Origin of the sequence: Streptomyces sp. CBMA156 (genome assembly GCF_014596515.1) — a bacterium.
Lineage (GTDB): Bacteria > Actinomycetota > Actinomycetes > Streptomycetales > Streptomycetaceae > Kitasatospora.
Genome location: NZ_MSJQ01000388.1, coordinates 1 through 20,230, shown reverse-complemented (window position 1 = coordinate 20,230; position 20,230 = coordinate 1). Strand labels below are relative to the sequence as shown.

The following is a 20,230-nucleotide window of genomic DNA, read 5'->3' as shown; positions in this document are numbered from 1 at the left end:
GTCGGACGCGGCGGGGAACCCTGCGAGGGCCGCGTCCGACCGGGTTCCACCCACCCTTCCCCCTGCCCGTCCGCGGGCCCGCCCGTTCACTCCTCGACGGGCAGCAGGCCGTCCTCGGGGAGCAGCCGTCGGGGGCCCGGGCCCTCGGCGGCCAGTTCGTCCCCGGGGTTGAGCACCCGGCAGCGGCGCAGCGACACGCAGCCGCAGCCGATGCAGCCGGTCAGCTCCTCCTCCAGCCGCTCCAGTTCGGCCCGGCGGGCGCGCAGTTGCTCGGCCCAGTGCCGGGAGATGCGCTCCCAGTCGTGCTTGCCGGGCATCCGGTCCTCGGGCAGGCCGGTGAAGACCTCGGCGACCTCGGAGAGCGGGATGCCGAGCCGCTTGGCGACCAGGATGAGCGAGATCCGGCGCAGCACGTGCCGCCGGTAGCGCCGCTGGTTGCCCGCGGTGCGTTCGGCGGAGATCAGCCCCTGGTCCTCGTAGAAGCGCACCGCCGAGGTGGCGATCCCGGCCCGCCGGGCCACCTCGCCGACGCTCAGCAGATCGACCGGCGCGGTGGTCATGGCGGCTCCTTGACTTCAAGTTCTGTTGAAGTCCTAGCGTACCGGACGTGACCGAATCAGCCGCCGTCCAGAACCACACCACCGCCGCCGAGCTGGATGGTTACCCCCCGGAGCCGCCGTCCGCCGGGGCCTCCGGCGGGTGGCGCGAACTCTTCTCCCGCCGGTACGCCGCCGCCGCCTCGATCCTGGCCGGCGGCGTCGCGCTGTACGCGATGAACCTCTACTTCACCGCCGCGCTGATGCCCTCGATCGTGGGCGACATCGGCGGCGGGCGGTACTACGCGTGGGTGGCCACCGGCTTCCTGATGGCCGCCGTCATCGCCTCGATGCTGGTCAGCCGGCTGCTGGACCGCCTCGGCGCGGCCCGGGCCTACGTGCTGGGCTTCCTGGTCTTCGGCGCCGGCGCGGTGGTCAACGCGCTCAGCCCGTCGATGGCGGCGCTGATCCTCGGCCGGGTGGTGCAGGGCCTCGGCGGCGGGCTGGTGGCCGGGCTCGGCTACGCCGTGATCCGCAGCGCGCTGCCGGAGCGGCTGTGGACCAGGGCGGCCGGGCTGGTCTCCGCGATGTGGGGCGTCGGCACCCTGGTCGGGCCGTCGCTGGGCGGGCTGTTCGCCCAGCTCGGCGCCTGGCGCTGGGCGTACGTCCTGCTGCTGGCCGCCGCGCTGGTGCTGGCCGTCCTGGCCCGCCGGGTGCTGCCCGGGCGCTCCGGCGCCGGGCACGGAAGCGGCCCGGTGCCGCTGCCCTCGCTGCTGCTGCTCACCCTGGCGGCGGCCGCCTTCAGCGTCAGCTCGACCGTGCCGGGCGGCCGGCCGACGGCGCTCTGCCTGCTCGCCGGGGCGGCGCTGCTGGCCGGCTTCGCGGCGGTCGAGCGGCGCGCGGCGGCGACGGTGCTGCCGCAGCAGACCTACCGGCCGGGCAACCCGCTGAAGTGGCTCTACCTGACCGTCGCGGTGCTCTGCGCGGGCGTGGTGGCGGAGAACTTCATCCCGCTGTTCGGCCAGCGGCTGGGCGGCCTCGGCCCGCTGGTGGCCGGGTTCCTCGGCGCCGCCATCTCGGCCGGCTGGACCACCGCCCAGCTGTTCAGCGTCGGGATCGAGTCGGCCCGCGGCCGGGCCCTGGCGGTCCGCGCCGCCCCGCTGGTGCTGGTCGGCGGCCTGCTGGTGTACGGGCTGACCCAGACCGGGCACGCCTCCGGGCCGCGGGTGGTGCTCTGGGCGGTGGCGCTGTTCGCCGCCGGCACCGGGATCGGGCTGGCCTTCCCGCACCTGAGCGTGGCCGCGATGCGCAGCAGCAGCGACCGGGCCGAGGGCGGCAAGGCGGCCGCGGCGATCAACACCACCCAGCTGATCGCCTTCTCGGTGACCTCGGCGCTGGCCGGCACCCTGGTCAACCTGGGCGGGGACAGCCCGGTCGACTCGGCCCGGTACATGACCTTCGGGATCGCCGCGATCACCGTCCTGGGGGTGGCCACCGCCGCGCGCACCGCGCGCAGCCTGGGGCGCTGAGGCGCCCGGGCCCATGAGCAGGCCCCGGATCCCTTTTCGTCGGGGGGATCCGGGGCCTTTCGCACGTTCGCCGGGCCGGGAGGCTACGGCTCAGGGGCTACGGGTCAGGAGGCCGGGCCCACCCGGACGGTGGTGATCTTCCCGCCCTGGGACTCCCGGACGACCTCGATCTTCGTGTTGGTGTCCGGCACCTTCACCGTCAGCTGCGGCGTGGCCGCGTCGCCGTACACCCCGGTGTGGTCGTTGAACGCCGGGATGGCCGGCTTGGCCGGGATGCGCACCGCGGTGCCGCCCTTGTGCAGGGTGAACGGCGTGGTCGGCTTGAGCGAGAAGGTCGCGTCGTAGGTCTGCGCCCGCCCGTTGACCAGCGTGCCGTCGGCGAAGCGGATCGGCGCCGGGCGGGCGTCGACCGGCAGGATCAGCCCGCCGCCGGGGTGGTCCTTGGTGTTGTTGTCACCGTACGAGGTGTCCCACAGCCAGATCAGGACGCCCTCCTGGTACGGGTAGTTGTCCACCACGTTGGCCTTGCCCGCGACGCCGCTGTAGCCGAAGTTGTACGGGCCGGTCTTCAGGAACGACCCGTAGCCGGTGTAGCGGCGGTTCTCGGCGAGGTACGCCCGCGGGTGCTGCTTGACGGCGGTGCGGCCGGTGATGACCGTGAAGCCGCCGGCCGTCCAGCCGCCGGTGCCGTTCTCGGCGCCGTCGGCGAACAGTTCGGCGCCGCCGGCGGTGGCCTTCACGGCGTCCACCAGCACGCCCCTGCCGTGGGTGTTGCTGTCCGAGGTGACGTGGAAGCGCAGCCGGACCTGCCGGCCGAGGTAGCCGTCCAGCGGGATGTGCAGCTGCTTGTAGCTGCCGGAACTGCCGCTCAGTCCGGGGGTGTTGGCGCTGGTGTTGCCGATCGGGGCGCCGTCCACGGTGCCGCCGAGGGCGGTCCAGTGCTTGCCCTCGTCGGTGGAGGCCTCGACGGTGAGGAAGTCGTAGTCCTGCTCGGTGTCGTACCAGACCGCCGCGTCCAGGGCGGCCGGTCCCGCGGCGGTGCGCAGGTCGACGTCCCGGGTCAGCGAGTTGTCGAGGTTGTCGCCGGTGTCGCTCCACCACTGCCTGCCGCCCTCGTACGGGTCGGCGAGGTCGGTGCGGGTGGTGCCGTCCGGCAGGTGCACCAGGACGGCCTGCGCCTGGTCGGTGTTGTAGCTGCTCACCCCGAGGGCGTGGGTGGAGCGGGTGGCGGCCTGGGCCTCGTCGTAGTCGAGCCAGCCGAACTGGAGCTTGCTCCAGGCGTCGAGGTCGCCGGGGTAGCCGCCGGTGGTGTTCGGGCCCTTGCCCAGGTACGAGCCGGAGGACATCAGCGACCAGAAGTTGACGCTGTTGTCACCGCCGTTGGTGGGGTACAGGTCGGGCAGGCCGAGGTTGTGGCCGAACTCGTGGGCGAACAGGCCGACGCCGCTGTTCTCGCCTGCCTGGACGTAGTCGTAGACGTACAGGCCGGTGTCGCCGACCGGGGCGCCGCCGATCTTGTTGCCCTCCGGGCCGGTCTGCCCGGTCGCGTCCGGGAAGGTCCAACTGCGGTGCGCCCACAGCGCGTCGGCGCCCTGGGCGCCGCCGCCCCAGGTCTCGTCGACGCCCGCGTGCACCACGACGACGTTGTCCAGGTAGCCGTCCGGCTGTGCGAACTCGCCGTCCTTGTCGTGGTCGTAGCGGTCGTAGACGTCGTACTGGGCGAGCTGCGCCTTGATGTCGGCGGCCGGGCGGCCCTTGGCGACCTCGCCGTCGTACCAGGCCTTGACGGCGTCCCGGATGAACTCCTGGCCCTGGGTCCAGGCGCCGGAGCCCTGCGGGCCCTTGTTGCTGCCGTAGCGGGCCTCGTTGTGCGGGACGGTGACCCAGTCGCTGACGGTGCCCTGGACGTCGTAGCGGCCGGAGGACTGGGTGCGGTAGTAGTTGCGCATGGACACGGCACCGGGCGTGTCGTCGAAGAACATCTTCTGGTAGTAGGCGCGGTCGAAGTTCTGCGACCACAGGGTGTGGTTGTCGTCCTTGCCGGGCTTGGGGATCTGGTTGTGGACCGGTCCGGGGGTGCCGCCGTAGCGGGGCTGGCCGTTCCACTGGGTGGTGTTGTCCACCTCGTCGCCGAACTGGGCGAGGATCACGAAGACCTTGTCCGTGCGCTGGTGCGCGAGCTGGACGTAGTCGTTGCCGATCTTCACCTTCTCCGGGGCCCGCTTGCCGGCGGCCTTGGCGGCGGCGCCCTGGTCGAGGGCGCCCTTGTTGAGCTGTTCCAGGGCCTTGCCGCGCAGCGCCTGGCGTTCGCGCTCCTGCGGGGCCATCGGGGCGGGCGGGGCCTCGGCGCCCTCCGGGGCGTCGGAGGCCGCGGTGGCGGTGAGGGAGATCGGGGGAGCGGCCTGGGCGGGGGTGCCCAGCAAGGTGGCCGCTATCGCGCCGGTGGTGAGCGCGGCGGCGAGGGCCGCGGACAGTCTGCGCAACTGACCGGTCCTTTCCGGAAGATGGGGGTGCTTCGACATCGGTAAGGTGAAGCGCAGGTAATATTTCACATGTCACGGGTTACGTGGAAGAGGTGTGAAACAAGCGAACGGGCGCCGCACCCGGAGGTGCGACGCCCGTTCGACTGCCGGACCGTCAGCCGGTGGTGTAGTCCAGCGTCACGCTGATCGCCACCAGGGCGCCGTACACCACCGCGAGGGGGGTCCGCCCGGTGGCGTGCAGGGCGAGCGCGCCGGTGCCGAGGACCAGCAGCTTGACCACGATCTCGGCGGCCAGGGGCAGCCGGAAGGCCGGCCCGCCGGCGGCCAGGAACAGGCCCCAGAGGACGGCCGCCAGGGCCGGCGCGCCGAGCCCGAGCAGCAGCCGCGGCCCCAGGCCGGAGCCGGTCCCGAACCCCCAGTAGCCGAGCGCGGCGAGGAGGCCGAGTTCCAGTCCGAAGGCGAGGCCGGCGTGGCCGACGGCCAGTGGGGTCCACTGCCGCTGTCCGATCGGTCCTGGTCGGTCGATCCTCATCCGCGTTCTCCCCGTCGCTCCGCTCCGCCCCGGCCGGGCGGTGATCACGCGGAGTGTCGCAGTCCGGCCGGAGGGGTGCAACGGGTCATCCCAACGAGGCGCGCAGGAAGGCGAGTTCGGCTTGGGCCAGCTGCTCGCCCAGCCCGCCCGGGGTCATGTGGGTGACTCCGGGCAGTGGCAGCACGGTGTGCGGGCGTCCCGCCCTGACGAGCTCCTGGGAGAGCAGCAGGGTGTGCGAGGGGTGGACGTTGTCGTCCGCCAGCCCGTGGATCAGCAGCAGCGGCCTGCTCAGGCCGGGCGCGTCGGTGAGCAGGCAGTCGTCGTAGCCCTCCGGGTTGTCCTGCGGCAGGCCGAGGTAGCGCTCGGTGTACGCGGTGTCGTAGAGCCGGAAGTCGGTGGGCGGGGCGCCCGCGCAGGCGGCGTGGAAGACGTCGGGGCGGCGCAGCACGGCGAGCGCCGCGAAGTAGCCGCCGTACGACCAGCCGCGCACGCCGACCCGGCCGAGGTCGAGGTCGGGGTGGGTGGCCGCGAGCGCGTGCAGGGCGTCGGCCTGGTCGTCCAGCGCCACCTGGGAGAAGCGGCGGAAGATGGTGCGGCTGAAGTCGGGGGAGACGAACGGGGTGCCGCCGTTGTCGGTGGTGACCACCGCGAAACCCTGGTCGGCCCACCACTGCTTGAGCTGCCAGCGGCGCGGCTCGGCGGCCACCGCCTGGTAGCCGGGGCCGCCGTAGACGTCCAGCAGGACGGGCAGCCGCCGGCCGGGGACGTGGTCGCGCGGGTACACCACGGCGGTGGGCAGGGCGCGCTCGGTGACCCGGGCGAGCCGCGGCTCGACCCGGTGGGGCAGCATGGCGCTGAGGTCGGTGAGCGGAATCTCGTGGCCGTCGCGGCTGATGACGCGCCGGACGCCGTCGGCGGTGGCCGAGGTCAGCAGCAGGGTGTCGGCGGCGGCGAGGGCCATGTGCAGGCCGGGGCCGGCGGTGAGCCGCTCGGGCGCGCCGCCGTCCGGGTCGACCAGGTGGACGTACTGGTGGAACGGGTCGCCCTCGCCGGTCTCGCAGAGCAGCCGGCCGTGCAGGGTGCCGACTACCCGGCGGATCTGGAGCCCGGTGGTGTCCAGCGGCTTGCCGTCCAGCGCGAGGCCGCGGGCCTGCGGGGTGTCGAGGACGGTGAGCAGCCGGCCGTCGGCCAGCCGGTCGGGGGTGCCGGGCAGGTCGTCCACCCAGAACTCGTCGGTGGTGCGGGAGAGTTCGGTGGTCACGCCGGTGGCCGGGTCGGCGCTCAGCAGCAGCACGTTCTGCTGGAGGCGGTCGGCGACGGTGAGCAGCACCTCCTCGGTGGAGGCCCAGGAGGCGGCGCAGACGTACGGGAACTCCTCGCGGTCCCAGCGCAGCGGGACCCGGCCGCCGTCGAGGCCGAGCACCCAGAACTGGACGTCCGCGTTGGGGCCGCCGGCCTGCGGGTAGGCGAAGTCCTCGGGCGCCTCGCCGGGGTGGGCCGGGTCGGCGAAGTACCGTCGGGGGACGGCGGATTCGTCCACCCGGGCGGCCAGCAGCGCGCCGCCGTCCGGGCGCCACCAGTGGCCGCGGGCGCGGCCCAGCTCCTCGGCGGCGGCGAACTCGGCGACGCCCCAGCGGGCGCCGTCGGCGGGGGAGAGCGGTTCGAGGCCGGGGGTGACGTACAGGGCGTCTTCGGCGACGTAGGCGACGCGCTGCCCGGTGGCGTCCGGCCGGGGGTCGAACGCGGGCCCGGCGACCGGAAGTTCGTCGCTGGTGCCGGTGGTGGTGTCGGTGCGGAACAGCCGGCCGTCCAGGGTGAAGACGGCGGTGGCGAGGTCGGCGGTGGCGGCGTAGGTGCCGATCCCGGCGGCGACCAGCCGGATGCGCTCGCGCAGCCGGCGCTCGACGGCGGGCAGGTCGTCGCGCCGGCCGGTGCGGCCGGGCAGCAGCGCGGCCGGGTCCGCGACCAGGCGTTCGTCGCCGGTGGCGGTGTCGAGCAGGTGGAGGCGGTCGACCGGGTCCTCGGGACCGGCCGATCGGAGCAGCAGCAGCCGGGTACCGTCCTCGGCGAAGGTGTACGCACGCGGTGCGCCGAAGGTGAACCGACCGGTACGGGCGCTGAGGGCAAGGAAGGCGTCGGTGATGGTCACGGCCTGATGGTGGTCGCGCGGTGCGCGTTCCGACCAGTAGTCTGTCATGTGAAATGTCACACACTAGTGTGAGTGTCAGCCAGCGGAGGAAACCGTGATCGACGACCTGCGGACCGCCCAGCCCCCCGCACCGCTGCCCGCCGCCGACGGGCTGTTCAGCGTGTCGCCGCGGACCGCGCACCTGAACCACGGCTCGTTCGGCGCCGTGCCCATACCGGTGCAGCGGGCGCAGGAGCGGCTGCGGATCGAGCACGAGCAGGACCCGGACGGCTTCTTCGCCGACCTGCCGGCCCGGATCGCCGCCGCCCGGGCCCTGCTCGCCGCCGAGCTGGACACCGACCCGGAGCGGCTCGCGCTGGTCGCCAACGTCACCGAGGCGGTCGCGATCGCCCTCGACAGCATCCCGTTCGCACCCGGCGACCGGATCCTGGTCACCGACCACGGCTACGGCGCGGTGACCCAGGCCGCCGTCCGCAAGGCCGCCGAGACCGGCGCCGAGGTCGTGGTGGCCAGGGTGCCGCTGGAGGCGCCGGACGAGCAGGCCGTCCGGGAGGCGGTGCTGGACGCCGTGGAAGGGCGGACCACCGTCGCGATCCTGGACCAGCTCACCTCGCCCACCGCCCGCCTGGTGGCCGGCCCGGCCCTGCTCGCCGACCTGCGCGCCCGCGGCGTGACCACCGTGGTGGACGGCGCCCACGCGCCCGGGATGCTGCCAGCCCCGATCGACCCGAACGCCGACTTCTGGTTCGGCAACCTGCACAAGTGGGCCTTCGCCCCGCGCGCCACCGGCGTGCTCGCCGTCCGTCCCGAGTGGACCGCCCGGGTGCGCCCGCTGGCGCTGTCCTGGGAGCACGACAAGGGCTTCCCCGGCAGCGTCGAGTGGCGCGGCACCTGCGACTACACGCCCTGGCTGGCCGCCCCGGCCGGCTTCGGGCTGCTGCGCGGACTCGGCCACGCGGAGGTGGCGGCCCACAACACCGCGCTCGCCGGGTACGGCCGCCGGGTGCTGGCCGAGCGGACCGGCCTGGCGCCGCTGCCCGGGACGCCCGGGGTGTGGATGAGCACCGTCCGGCTGCCCGCCGGGTACGGCGAGACCGAGCCGCAGGTGAAGGCGCTGATGGCCGAGGTGTGGCACCGGCTCGGCACCCGGATCGCCGTCCGTCCGTGGGCCGGCGGCGGGGTGCTGCGGGTCAGCGCCCAGCTGTACAACCGGGCGGCGGAGTACGAGCGGCTGGCGGACGGCCTGGCGGAGCTGCTGAAGGGGTAGCCGCACCGGCCGCGGAGACCGCGTCGGGGTCAGATCTCCAGCGCGAGTTCGATCCGCTTGAGGTGGTGCCTGGCCATCGCCAGGTTGGAGCGGCCGCGGTTGAGCGCCAGGTAGAGGAACAGCCCGCGGCCGCCGGGCGTCGTGAGCGGCCGGACCATGTGGTACTGGTGGGTCAGTGTGATCAGCATGTCCTCGATCTCGTTGTCGAGAAGGTTGAGCGCCTCCAGCGCGCGCATCTTGGCGCGGACCACGTCGGTGTTCCCGGCCGCGGCGACGTTGAGGTCCAGCTCGCCGCCGTCCCCGAGGCTGCCGAGCGCCATGCCGCTGCCGTAGTCGACCAGGGCGACGCCGATGGCGCCCTCGATCGCCATGGCCTCCTTGAGGGACGTCTCCAGGTTCGCCATCGTGGCTGTCCTCCCGCGTGTCGGTGGCTGTTCCGTGACCGTGACGACGGTAGGGAGCACCGGCGGATTCCACCGGGGATGACCGGAGACGTTCGAACCCTGCCCCGTTCCGATCACTTGAGGACATCGGCCACCATGGATCTGAGAGAGGAGTGATCTCGGGAGTGACAGCGGGGAGTGATTCCGTCGCACGGAAAAACGGTGCTATCGATGTCGGTCCTCCCGGGTAACCTCTCGCTGAGATGCGAGATCACACCAACCACACCCGGACGGCGATGAACACCCCCGATCCAGAGCCCCAGGACGACCAGGAGCTCGGCCCCGCCGAGGCGTACGCGGCCAGTCGTCGCCGGGCCCAGGAGCAGGCCACCGCCCTGTACGGCTTCCAGCAGCTGTACGACTTCCCGCTGGACGACTTCCAGCTGGAGGCCTGCGAGACGCTGGAGGCCGGCTCCGGCGTCCTGGTCGCCGCCCCCACCGGCTCGGGGAAGACCATCGTCGGCGAGTTCGCCGTGCACCTGGCCCTGGCCGCCGGTCGCAAGTGCTTCTACACCACGCCGATCAAGGCGCTCTCCAACCAGAAGTACGGCGACCTGGTCAAGCGCTACGGCGCCGCCAAGGTCGGCCTGCTCACCGGTGACAACACCGTCAACGGCGACGCACCCGTGGTGGTCATGACCACCGAGGTGCTGCGCAACATGCTCTACGCGGGCTCCAGCACCCTCGACGGCCTCGGCTACGTCGTGATGGACGAGGTGCACTACCTCGCCGACCGCCTCCGCGGCGCCGTCTGGGAGGAGGTCATCATCCACCTCCCCGAGTCGGTCACCCTCGTCTCGCTCTCCGCGACCGTCTCCAACGCCGAGGAGTTCGGCGACTGGCTGGACACCGTGCGCGGCGGCACCAAGGTGATCGTCTCCGAGACCCGCCCCGTGCCGCTGTGGCAGCACGTGATGGCCGGCAACCGGATGTACGACCTGTTCGCCGACCCCGACCGGGACGGCCGCCCCAAGCACAGCCTCAAGAACCCCGGCAAGGCCGTCAACCCCGAGCTGGTCAGGCTCGCCCGCTCCGAGCTCGACCGCAACCCGCGCGACCGCTTCACCCGCGGCCGGGGCCGCTCGATGCCCAACGGCCGTCCCGGCCGGGTCTGGACGCCGGGCCGGGTGGACGTCATCGACCGGCTCGACGCCGAGGGCCTGCTGCCCGCGATCACCTTCATCTTCAGCCGGGCCGGCTGCGAGGCCGCCGTCCAGCAGTGCCTCAGCTCCGGCCTGCGGCTCAACAAGGACTCCGACCGCGCCCGGGTCAGGGCCATCGTCGAGGAGCGCTGCGCCGACATCCCCGACGAGGACCTGCACGTCCTCGGCTACTTCGAGTGGCTGGACGGGCTGGAGCGCGGCATCGCCGCCCACCACGCCGGGATGCTGCCCAGGTTCAAGGAGGTGGTCGAGGAGCTCTTCGTGAAGGGCCTGGTCAAGGCCGTCTTCGCGACCGAGACCCTGGCGCTCGGCATCAACATGCCCGCCCGCTCGGTGGTCATGGAGAAGCTGGTCAAGTGGAACGGCGAGACCCACGCCGACATCACCCCCGGCGAGTACACCCAGCTCACCGGCCGGGCCGGGCGGCGCGGCATCGACGTCGAGGGCCACGCCGTGGTGCTCTGGCAGCGCGGCCTCGACCCGGAGGCGCTGGCCGGCCTGGCCGGCACCCGCACCTACCCGCTGAAGTCCTCGTTCCGGCCCTCGTACAACATGGCCGTCAACCTGGTCTCCCAGTTCGGCCGGCACCGCTCGCGCGAGCTGCTGGAGACCTCCTTCGCCCAGTTCCAGGCGGACCGCTCGGTGGTCGGCATCGCCCGCCAGGTGCAGCGCAACGAGGAGGGCCTGGACGGCTACCGCGAGTCGATGACCTGCCACCTCGGCGACTTCGACGCGTACATGGAGCTGCGCCGCAAGCTCAAGGACCGGGAGAACGAGCTGGCCCGCGAGGGCAGCAGCCAGCGCCGCTCGGCCGCCGCCGAGTCGATCGAGCAGCTCAAGCCGGGCGACGTCATCCACGTGCCCACCGGCAAGTTCGCCGGCCTCGCCCTGGTCCTCGACCCGGGCCTGCCGCCGGTCAACCGCTCCGGCCGGGGCGGTCCGCGCCACCCCGACTTCCAGGACGGCCCGCGCCCGGTGGTGCTCACCGCCGAGCGGCAGGTCAAGCGGCTCGCCATGATCGACTTCCCGCACCCGGTCGTCGCGATCGAGCGCCTGCGCATCCCCAAGTCCTTCAACCCGCGCAGCCCGCAGTCCCGGCGCGACCTCGCCTCGGCACTGCGCACCAAGGCCGGCCACCTGGAGCCCGAGCGGTTCCGGCGCGGCCGCGCGGCCGCCGCCGACGACCCGGAGATCACCCGGCTGCGCACCGAACTGCGCCAGCACCCCTGCCACGGCTGCTCCGACCGCGAGGACCACGCCCGCTGGGCCGAGCGCTACCACCGGCTGCACCGCGACACCGAACTGCTGGAACGCCGGATGCGCTCGCGCACCCACACCATCGCCCGCACCTTCGACCGGGTCTGCGGGCTGCTCACCGACCTCGGCTACCTGAGCGGCGACACCGTCACCGACGACGGCAAGCGGCTCGGCCGGCTCTACGGCGAACTCGACCTGCTCGCCTCCGAGTGCATCCGCGAGGGCGTCTGGAGCGGCCTGGCCGCCGCCGAACTCGCCGCCTGCGCCTCGGCGCTGGTGTACGAGGCGCGCCAGTCCGACGACGCCGGCGCCCCCCGGGTGCCGGAGGGCGCGGCCAAGGAGGCGCTCGGCAAGATGGTCCGGATCTGGGGCCACCTGGACGCCCTGGAGGAGCAGCACCGGATCAACACCGCCGAGGGCGTCGGCCAGCGCGAGCCCGACCTGGGCTTCGCCTGGGTCGCCTACCGCTGGGCGCTCGGCCACAACCTCGACCAGGTGCTGCGCGACGCCGAGATGCCGGCCGGCGACTTCGTCCGCTGGACGAAGCAGCTGATCGACGTCCTGGGCCAGATCCAGGACGCCGCCGGCGAGGACGTGGAGCTTCGCAGGACCGCCCGCAAGGCCGTCGACGGCCTCCGCCGCGGCATCATCGCCTACTCCTCGGTGGGCTGACCGGACCGCGCCGCAGGGGCCCGCCCGCTCACCCGAGCGCGCGGGCCCTTGCGCATGCCCGGTGACAAGCCGGCCGAAGCCGCCGGTGCCTCATGGGGCCCCGGCGGCTACCCCACCCCCACCCCCACCCCCTGTGCGGCTTCGGCTTCGCCTCGCCGTCTTGGCCTTCATGATGGTGCGCGGGAAGTCGGCCCAGCCGACTTCCCGGGGCGAACGAGACATCTGGCTTTGGTGCCCTCGCTCGATCCGAGCGAGGGCACCGACCACAATCCCCGTGCCGCGCTGATGAGGGGTCAGCTCGTGAGCGACCGGTGTTCGACCAGGGGCCCGGCGTCGGCGAGGTGGCCGAAGGCGGGGGCGGGGGCGGCTTCGGGAGCGGCGTCGGGGGCGGGACGGTCCTCCCGGCGGGTGGCGACGGTCAGGCAGGCCGCGATCAGCACGACGTTCTTGAGGATGTACTGCCCCTCCAGCGTCGGGACGGGCGGGATGCCGTGCACCCACACGTCGTCCGGCAGCAGGACGAGCGTCGCGAAGACGCCGGCCATGTGCACGAAGAACACCGCCAGGACGACGCGGAGCAGCAGTCCGGTGACCAGCCCGGCCCCGATGGCGACCTCCATGAGGGCCAGCAGCGGCCGTGAGACGCCGGGCGGCACCAGGTCGAAGGTCAGCAGGCTCATGCAGCGGGTGGCGAGGTCCTCGGCGGGGCTGGCTCCCGGGAGGAACTTGAGCACCCCGAACCAGAGGTACACCACCCCGACGCTGGCCCGCAGGACTCCGGGGGCCACCCGCCGGTAGCCGCGGGAGAACTCCGCGGCCCCGCGTCTGCCCGTCCGCACCACCTGTGCGAGATGCGACTCCATCCGCCCCTCCTTCAGATCCTTTCAGGTTCCCCGGCTCCGAGGAGGACGGGGGAACACCGTGGCCGGCTGGATCCGGGTGAGGGGTGGCCCGGAATTCCGCAGCTTAGCGCCCGGGTGTCGCGGCGGATAGGTTCATGGTCCTGTCCGATGATCGGACGGAAATCGTCGGCCGACGCGGACTTCTGGCGGTATGTCGGCAGCACGAAGGGGCCCCGTACATTCGTATCGAATGTACGGGGCCCCTTCAGCGTGCGGCGGCTCAGCGGGTGGCGAGGGCCTCCAGGAGACGGTCCAGGGAGGTGCCGAGGCCCCAGCGGGTGGCGAGGTGTTCCAGGGTCATCGGGTCGAGCGGCTCGGTCGGCAGGGCCGGGTCGAAGGCGGGCAGCGGGGCGTCGTCGGCGACCCGGACGACGGTGGGGGCGACGTCCAGGTAGGCGGCGCCTTCGACGATGTTGCGGCGGCGGGCCGGGGTGAGCCTGGAGCCGGGGTCGAGGGCGGCGGCGCGGATCGCCGCGAGGTCGCCGTACTCGTTGATCAGCTGGGCGGCGGTCTTCTCGCCGATGCCCTTGACCCCGGGCAGGCCGTCCGACGGGTCCCCGCGCAGGGCGGCCATGTCGGCGTACCGGTCGCCGCGGACGCCGTACTTCTCCAGCAGCACCGCGTCGTCGGTGATCTGGAGGTTGCCCATGCCCTTGACCGGGTAGAGCACGGTGATCCCGCGGTCGTCGTCGACCAGCTGGAAGAGGTCGCGGTCGCCGGTGACGATCTGCACCGGCCCGGTGGCGCGGGCGGTGAGGGTGCCGATCACGTCGTCCGCCTCGTAGCCGGGGGAGCCGACCCGGGCGATGCCCAGCGCGTCCAGCACCTGCTCGATCACCGGGACCTGCGGGGCGAGCGTGTCGGGCACCTCCTCCTCGCCGTCCTCGGCCGCCTCGGCGACCCGGTGGGTCTTGTACGAGGGCACCAGGTCCACCCGCCACTGCGGGCGCCAGTCGGCGTCCATGCAGGCGACGAGTTCCTCGGGGCGGTGGTCGTGGACCAGCCGGGCGATGAAGTCCAGCAGCCCGCGGACGGCGTTGACCGGCTCACCCTGCGGCGAGCGCAGGGTGTCCGGTACGCCGAAGTAGGCCCGGAAGTACAGGCTGGCGGAGTCGAGCAGCATCAGTCGCGGTGCGGTCACGTCACAGATCATGCCGCACCGCGACGACAGGAGGGCGACTTCAGTGCTCGTGCGGTCCGGCGCGGTGGACCGGGCCGTGGGCGTCGGCGCAGTGCTCGGCGTCGACGGCGGGATCGCCGGGGCCGGCGATCTGGAGCAGCGCGCCCGCCTCGTCCTCGCCGACGTGGTCGACCTGGAGCGTGCTGTGGGTGATCCCGTACTCGCCGGCCAGCCGCCCCTGGAGCCGGCGCCGGACCGCGTGGCAGTCGCCGCCGGGGGTGACCAGGATGTGCGCGGACAGGGCGGGCTGGCCCGAGGTGATCTCCCAGATGTGCAGGTCGTGGATCTCCTCGACCAGCGGCTCGGTGACCATCCGGTCGGCCACCGCGTCCGGGTCGATCCCGGCCGGGGCGGCCTCCAGGAAGATCCTTCCGGAGTCCCTGACCAGCGCGATGCCGGCCTTGAGCATCAGCGCGACGACGATCAGCGAGGCGATCGCGTCGGCCCGGGCGAAGCCGGTGGTCACCACGACCAGGCCGGCGACGGCGGTGGCGATGAAGGCGTACAGGTCGGTCAGCACGTGCTGGAACGCGCCCTCGACGTTCAGCGAGCTGCGGTTGGCCTTGGACATGCACCAGGTGGCCGCGAGGTTGACCACGATCCCGATCAGCGCGGTGACCAGCACCAGCGAGCCGGTGACCTCCGGCGGCTCGAACAGCCGGGTGATCGCCTCGTAGCCCAGCCAGGCGGACAGCACCAGCAGGGTCACCCCGTTGGCCTGCGCGGAGAGGATCTCGGCGCGCTTGAGGCCGTAGGTGTAGCCGCCCCTGGCCGGGCGGGCGGCGAGCCGCATGGCGATCAGGGCGAGCACGATCGAGGCGGCGTCGGTGAGCATGTGCGCCGCGTCCGAGATCAGTGCCAGGGACTGCGCGGCGAAGCCGACCACGACCTCGCCGGCCATGAAGACGACGATCAGGGCGAGGGCGCTGAGCAGCCAGCGGCGGTCCGCGTCGGCGGAGACCCCGTGCGAGTGACCGCCGTGCCCGTGCCCGGCGTGTCCGTGTCCGCCGGACCCGTGCGAGTGCTTGTGGTCATGCTCATGATCGTCGTGCGATTGCTCGTGCCCGGCCATGGAAGTCCTCTCTGGGCGCACGGGTGGGAAAGGGGGCGCGTAACGACCGGCCCGCAACCGAAGTGAACCGCAGAATCGACAAAGATCCAAAGGTTGTACTGGTGACCGTTGTCGTTCCCGTTCAGGCGGCCGTACCCGATGCAGCCCGCAGCCGCCCGGCGGGCCGAACTCCCTTGCCCCCGCGCCCAGTTGCGCTACCCCAGCGCCAGTGCTTCGAGCGCCGCCGCAGTGGCCGCCCGGACCAGCGCCCGCATCAGCCGCAGGTCGTCCCCCTGCTCCGGATGCCACTGCACCCCGAGTACGAAGCCGGGGCCCTCCACGGCCTCCACCGTCCCGTCCGGCGCGTGGGCGCTCACCCGCAGGCCCGCCCCCACCCGGTCGACGGCCTGGTGGTGGAAGGTCGGCACCTCCAGCTCGTGCTCCGGCAGCAGACCGCCCAGCAGCGTCCCCGGCACCGGCCGTACCGGGTGCGATCCGTAGCACCCGGGCGATCCGCCGTGCACGTCCACCGGCAGCACGTCCGGCAGGTGCTGCACCAGCGTCCCGCCGCACACCACGTTCAGGATCTGCATCCCCCGGCAGACCGCCAGCAGCGGCATCCCCGCCGTCAGTGCCGCCCGCAGCAGCGCGACCTCCCAGGCGTCCCGCTCCGGGGAGTCCAGCTCGGCCGCCGGATGGGCCGGTTCCCCGTAGTACGCCGGGTCGAGGTCGGGACCGCCCGCGATCACCAGGGCGTCCAGCCGGGCCAGCACCTCCGGCGCGCGCTCGGGGGCGTCCGGCGGCAGCAGCACCGCGATCCCGCCGGAGTCCCGGACCTGCGCCGTGTACCGCTCGGGCAGCAGGGCCACCCGGCGGCCCCGCCAGTCGCTCCAACTCGCGTCCACCAGGTAGGTGCTGACGCCGATCAAAGGCCTGCGATCCATGGCGCGCATTCTCCCCCCGAACCACCTGATCAACCGTCAGCCACGCGCGTCGGCGCGCCACGGCCGCCCGCCCTCTTCCGCCCCGCGAGTCGCAGGCCGTACGGTTTGCTGTGACCGCTTGATCTCGAAGAGTGATCGAGGAGGAGGGTTCCGCCGTGCCCGAGAACGCCGCGTCCCGGAAGGCCGCAGCGGGTTCGCCGCCCCGGCCTCCGCTGAGTCTGGACGGGTTGCGCACCCTGGTCGACGCCGGTGAGGTGCACACCGTCGCGCTCGCCTTCACCGACATGCAGGGCCGTCTCCAGGGCAAGCGCTTCGCCGCCCGGTTCTTCCTCGACGAGGTCGCCGAGCACGGCGCCGAGGCCTGCGACTACCTGCTCGCCGTCGACGTCGACCTGAACACCGTGGACGGCTACGCCTTCTCCTCCTGGGCCACCGGCTACGGCGACCTCGCCATGCGCCCCGACCTCGGCACCCTGCGGCTGACCCCCTGGCAGCCCGGCACCGCCCAGGTCACTGCCGACCTCGCCCGGCACGGCGGCCACCCGGTGGACGCCGCCCCGCGCCAGCTGCTGCGCCGCCAGATCGCCCGGCTCGCCGAGCACGGCCTGGCCGCCGACATCGGCACCGAACTGGAGTTCCTGGTCTTCCGCGACACCTACGAGCAGGCCTGGCTGGGCGGCTACCGCGGCCTGACCCCGGCGAACCTCTACAACGTGGACTACTCGATGCTGGGCACGGCCAGGGTCGAACCGCTGCTGTCCCGGATCCGCACCGAGATGGCCGGCGCCGGCCTGGTGGTGGAGTCCGCCAAGGGCGAGTGCAACCTCGGCCAGCACGAGATCGCCTTCCGCTACACCGACGCCCTCACCACCTGCGACCAGCACAGCGTCTACAAGACCGGCGCGAAGGAGATCGCCGCCCAACTCGGCTGCGCCCTCACCTTCATGGCCAAGTACGACGAGCGCGAGGGCAACAGCTGCCACATCCACCTCTCGCTGCGCGACGCCGTCGGCGCCCCCGCCTTCGCCGACCGGGACGGCCGGATGACCGACACCATGCGGCACTTCCTGGCCGGCCAGCTGCTCGCGCTGCGCGAGTTCAGCGTGCTGTACGCGCCGAACATCAACTCCTACAAGCGCTACCGCCCTGGCTCCTTCGCCCCGACCGCCGTCGCATGGGGCCAGGACAACCGCACCTGCGCCTACCGGGTGGTCGGCCACGGCCCCGGCCTGCGGATGGAGAACCGGGTGCCGGGCGGCGACGTCAACCCGTACCTCGCGGTGGCCGGGATGATCGCGGCCGGCCTGCACGGGCTGCAGCGCAAGCTGGAACTGCCCGCGCCCTGCCTCGGCAACGCCTACGCGGTCGACGAGTACGCGCGGGTGCCCGGGTCGCTGCGCGAGGCGGCCGTGCTCTGGGAGGGCAGCGAACTGGCCCGCGAGGCCTTCGGCGACGACGTGGTCGAGCACTACCTGAACATGGCCAGGGTCGAACAGGCCGCCTACGACGGGGCGGTCACCGACTGGGAGCGCTACCGATCCTTCGAACGGATGTGACGCATGACCGAGGGACGTGAGCCATGACCGAGCCGACCGCGAGCACCGCGCCCGAGGGCGCCGCGAGCGCCGTCCCCGCGAGCACCGTCCGCAACCCCGCCACCGGCGAGGTGATCGCCACCGTCCCCGACACCACCCCCGACCAGCTGGCCGCGGCCGTCCAGCAGGCGCTGAAGGCCCAGACCGGCTGGGCCGCGCTCGCCCCCGGCGAACGCGCCCGGCTGCTGCGCCGGTTCGCCGACCAGGTCGACGTGCACGTCCCCGAACTGGCCGCCCTGGAGGTGGGCGAGGCCGGCCACACCGTGGCCAACGCCCGCTGGGAGGCCGGCAACGTCCGGGACCTGCTGGAGTACGCGGCCGGGGGAGTGGAGCGGCTCACCGGCCGGCAGATCCCGGTGGCCGGCGGCCTGGACGTCACCTGCCACGAGCCGATCGGCGTGGTCGGGGTGATCGCGCCGTGGAACTTCCCGATGCCGATCGCCGCCTGGGGCTTCGCCCCCGCCCTCGCGGCCGGCAACGCCGTCCTGCTCAAGCCCGCCGAGGCGACCCCGCTGACCGCCCTGCGGCTGGCCGAACTCGCCCTCGCCGCCGGCCTGCCCGAGGGCCTGTTCCAGGTCGTCCCGGGCGCGGGCGCCACCACCGGCCGGGCCCTGGTGGACCACCCGGCCGTCCGCAAGATCGTCTTCACCGGCTCGACCGTGGTCGGCAAGGAGGTCGCCGCCCGCTGCGCCGCCCGCGCCAAGCGGATCACCCTGGAACTCGGCGGCAAGAGCCCCAACATCGTCTTCGCCGACGCCGACCTGGCCCGCGCCGCCGACCCGATGTCCTTCGCCGACAACAGCGGCCAGGACTGCTGCGCCCGCAGCCGGATCCTGGTCCAGCGCGAGGCGTACGAGGACTTCCTCGCCCTGCTGCTGCCCGCCGTCGAGGCCCTGCGCACCGGCGACCCGACCGACCCGGACACCCAGCTCGGCCCGCTGATCTCGGCCGCCCAGGTCCGCCGGGTGGCCTCCTACCTCACCCCCGAACTGCCGGTGCTGGCCCGCGGCGAGGTCCCGGAGGGGCCCGGCTACTGGTACCCGCCCACGGTGATCGCCCCCGAGGACCCGCAGGTCCCGGCCGTCACCGAGGAGATCTTCGGCCCGGTCGCCGCCGTGCTGCCGTTCACCGACGAGGCCGACGCGCTGCGGCTGGCCAACGCCACCCGCTACGGCCTGTCCGGCTCGATCTGGACCAGGGACGTCGGCCGCGCGCTGCGCCTGGCCCGGGGCGTCCGGGCGGGCAACCTGTCGGTCAACTCGCACTCCTCGGTGCGCTACTGGACGCCCTTCGGCGGCTTCGGCGAGTCCGGGGTGGGCCGCGAGCTGGGCCCGGACGCGCTGCGCCACTTCACCGAGACCAAGAACGTCTTCATCCACAGCGAGGAGTGACAGCCCGATGAGCGAGAAGCACGCCGCGCAGGACGGCATCGTCTGCCGCCGCCTGGTCGGCCGCACCGCGGTGGTCACCGGCGCGGGCAGCGGGATCGGCCTGGCCTCGGCCCGCAGGCTGGCCTCGGAGGGGGCGAAGGTGGTCTGCGCCGACCTGGACGAGGCGACCGGGAAGGCCGCCGCCAAGGAGGTCGGCGGGCTGTTCGTGCACACCGACGTCACCGACCCGTACATGGTCGAGGCGCTGTTCGACGAGGCGTACGAGACCTTCGGCAGCGTGGACGTCGCGTTCAACAACGCGGGCATCTCACCGCCCGAGGACGACTCGATCCTGACCACCGGACTGGAGGCCTGGCGCAGGGTCCAGGAGGTCAACCTGACCTCGGTCTACCTGTGCTGCAAGGCCGCGCTGCCGTACATGCGCCGGCACGGGCGGGGCTCGATCATCAACACCGCCAGCTTCGTGGCCAGGATGGGCGCGGCCACCTCGCAGATCTCGTACACCGCCTCCAAGGGCGGGGTGCTGGCGATGTCGCGCGAGCTGGGCGTGCAGTTCGCCCGGGAGGGGATCCGGGTCAACGCGCTCTCGCCCGGGCCGGTGGACACCCCGCTGCTGCGCGAACTGTTCGCCGCGGACCCGGAGCGGGCCGCCCGCCGGCTGGTGCACATCCCGCTCGGCCGGTTCGCCAGGGCCGAGGAGATCGCCGCTGCGGTGGCCTTCCTGGCGAGCGACGACTCCTCGTTCGTCACGGCGAGCGAGTTCCTGGTGGACGGCGGCATCTCCGGGGCGTACGTGACCCCGCTGTAGGGCCCGCCGCGAGGCCGGCGGAGGCGCCCGCGGCGGGTTCTCACCGGAATCTCATCGAAAACGGCGGGAATACCCTGCCGCGCTGATTTCGCGTTTATCCGGATGCCTTTAGATTCTTTGTCGTGAGTGAGCAGATTCCCGCCGGGTGGTACCCGGACCCGAAGGACACCACCGGCGACCCGAGGCCGCAGCGGTGGTGGGACGGCAGGGGCTGGACGGCCGACACCAGGCCCGCCCCCTCGGACGCCCCGGCGCCGGACGCCCGGACGTCGGTGCCGGACGCCCCGGGGGCGGAGCCGACGGCCGCCGCGGACCAGGCGCCCGGCGC

16 protein-coding genes are annotated in these 20,230 nt (G+C 73.2%); 7 read left to right on the top strand and 9 right to left on the bottom strand.

What is annotated here, in order from left to right; genetic code table 11:
* Positions 1–86: 86 nt before the first annotated feature.
* A complete protein-coding gene (soxR, locus tag BU198_RS34555; RefSeq protein WP_188300801.1) occupies positions 87–560 on the bottom strand; it encodes a redox-sensitive transcriptional activator SoxR in 474 nt (157 codons plus the stop codon).
* Positions 561–607: 47 nt separating this feature from the next.
* Between soxR and BU198_RS34550 the strand changes: the two genes are divergently transcribed.
* On the top strand, positions 608–2,065 hold the full coding sequence (locus BU198_RS34550) for an MFS transporter (protein ID WP_317620452.1): 1,458 nt from the start codon (positions 608–610) through the stop codon (positions 2,063–2,065).
* A gap of 104 nt (positions 2,066–2,169) precedes the next feature.
* Here BU198_RS34550 and BU198_RS34545 read toward each other — a convergent pair whose 3' ends face one another.
* The 3 genes from BU198_RS34545 to BU198_RS34535 all read right to left on the bottom strand — a co-directional run bounded on the left by BU198_RS34545 (position 2,170) and on the right by BU198_RS34535 (position 7,229).
* Positions 2,170–4,548, bottom strand: a complete 2,379-nt coding sequence (locus BU198_RS34545; RefSeq protein ID WP_223245342.1) for an immune inhibitor A domain-containing protein — start codon at positions 4,546–4,548, stop codon at positions 2,170–2,172.
* 154 nt (positions 4,549–4,702) lie between these two features.
* Positions 4,703–5,080 (bottom strand): DUF2568 domain-containing protein, encoded by a 378-nt coding sequence (locus tag BU198_RS34540; RefSeq protein WP_188300799.1) that lies wholly within the window; start codon positions 5,078–5,080, stop codon positions 4,703–4,705.
* A gap of 85 nt (positions 5,081–5,165) precedes the next feature.
* Positions 5,166–7,229, bottom strand: coding sequence for a S9 family peptidase (locus BU198_RS34535; protein WP_317620451.1), 2,064 nt, complete (start codon positions 7,227–7,229; stop codon positions 5,166–5,168).
* Positions 7,230–7,323: 94 nt separating this feature from the next.
* On the opposite strand from BU198_RS34535, the gene BU198_RS34530 reads away from it, so the two are divergent.
* Entirely contained in the window at positions 7,324–8,496 is a 1,173-nt protein-coding gene (locus BU198_RS34530) for an aminotransferase class V-fold PLP-dependent enzyme (RefSeq protein ID WP_317620450.1), read from the top strand.
* A gap of 29 nt (positions 8,497–8,525) precedes the next feature.
* On the opposite strand, the gene BU198_RS34525 is transcribed toward BU198_RS34530, so the two are convergent.
* The gene (locus BU198_RS34525; protein ID WP_188300797.1) at positions 8,526–8,900 is read right to left on the bottom strand and encodes a hypothetical protein; all 375 of its coding nucleotides are present in this window, start codon (positions 8,898–8,900) and stop codon (positions 8,526–8,528) included.
* A gap of 275 nt (positions 8,901–9,175) precedes the next feature.
* Between BU198_RS34525 and BU198_RS34520 the strand changes: the two genes are divergently transcribed.
* Positions 9,176–12,031 carry a DEAD/DEAH box helicase gene (locus BU198_RS34520; RefSeq protein WP_188300809.1) on the top strand — a complete coding sequence of 952 codons (2,856 nt, stop codon included), beginning with the start codon at positions 9,176–9,178 and terminating at the stop codon, positions 12,029–12,031.
* Between the two features lie 293 nt (positions 12,032–12,324).
* On the opposite strand, the gene BU198_RS34515 is transcribed toward BU198_RS34520, so the two are convergent.
* From BU198_RS34515 to BU198_RS34500, 4 genes are all read right to left on the bottom strand, one after another.
* Positions 12,325–12,894 carry a DoxX family protein gene (locus tag BU198_RS34515; protein ID WP_188300796.1) on the bottom strand — a complete coding sequence of 190 codons (570 nt, stop codon included), beginning with the start codon at positions 12,892–12,894 and terminating at the stop codon, positions 12,325–12,327.
* Positions 12,895–13,153: 259 nt separating this feature from the next.
* Positions 13,154–14,056, bottom strand: coding sequence for a 5'-3' exonuclease H3TH domain-containing protein (locus BU198_RS34510; protein ID WP_223245344.1), 903 nt, complete (start codon positions 14,054–14,056; stop codon positions 13,154–13,156).
* A 58-nt stretch (positions 14,057–14,114) separates the two neighbouring features.
* Positions 14,115–15,185, bottom strand: coding sequence for a cation diffusion facilitator family transporter (locus BU198_RS34505; protein ID WP_188300794.1), 1,071 nt, complete (start codon positions 15,183–15,185; stop codon positions 14,115–14,117).
* A 194-nt stretch (positions 15,186–15,379) separates the two neighbouring features.
* On the bottom strand, positions 15,380–16,108 hold the full coding sequence (locus tag BU198_RS34500) for a gamma-glutamyl-gamma-aminobutyrate hydrolase family protein (RefSeq protein ID WP_188300793.1): 729 nt from the start codon (positions 16,106–16,108) through the stop codon (positions 15,380–15,382).
* A 212-nt stretch (positions 16,109–16,320) separates the two neighbouring features.
* On the opposite strand from BU198_RS34500, the gene BU198_RS34495 reads away from it, so the two are divergent.
* From BU198_RS34495 to BU198_RS34480, 4 genes are all read left to right on the top strand, one after another.
* Complete coding sequence (locus tag BU198_RS34495) at positions 16,321–17,664, top strand: glutamine synthetase family protein (RefSeq protein WP_223245343.1); 1,344 nt, start codon at positions 16,321–16,323, stop codon at positions 17,662–17,664.
* Positions 17,665–17,687: 23 nt separating this feature from the next.
* Positions 17,688–19,094: an aldehyde dehydrogenase family protein gene (locus tag BU198_RS34490; RefSeq protein WP_188300792.1), complete on the top strand. Its 1,407-nt coding sequence runs from the start codon at positions 17,688–17,690 to the stop codon at positions 19,092–19,094.
* Between the two features lie 7 nt (positions 19,095–19,101).
* The gene (locus BU198_RS34485; protein ID WP_188300791.1) at positions 19,102–19,902 is read left to right on the top strand and encodes a 3-oxoacyl-ACP reductase; all 801 of its coding nucleotides are present in this window, start codon (positions 19,102–19,104) and stop codon (positions 19,900–19,902) included.
* A 122-nt stretch (positions 19,903–20,024) separates the two neighbouring features.
* Positions 20,025–20,230, top strand: a 206-nt coding sequence (locus BU198_RS34480; RefSeq protein ID WP_317620448.1) for a DUF2510 domain-containing protein, incomplete at its 3' end; no start/stop codon positions are given.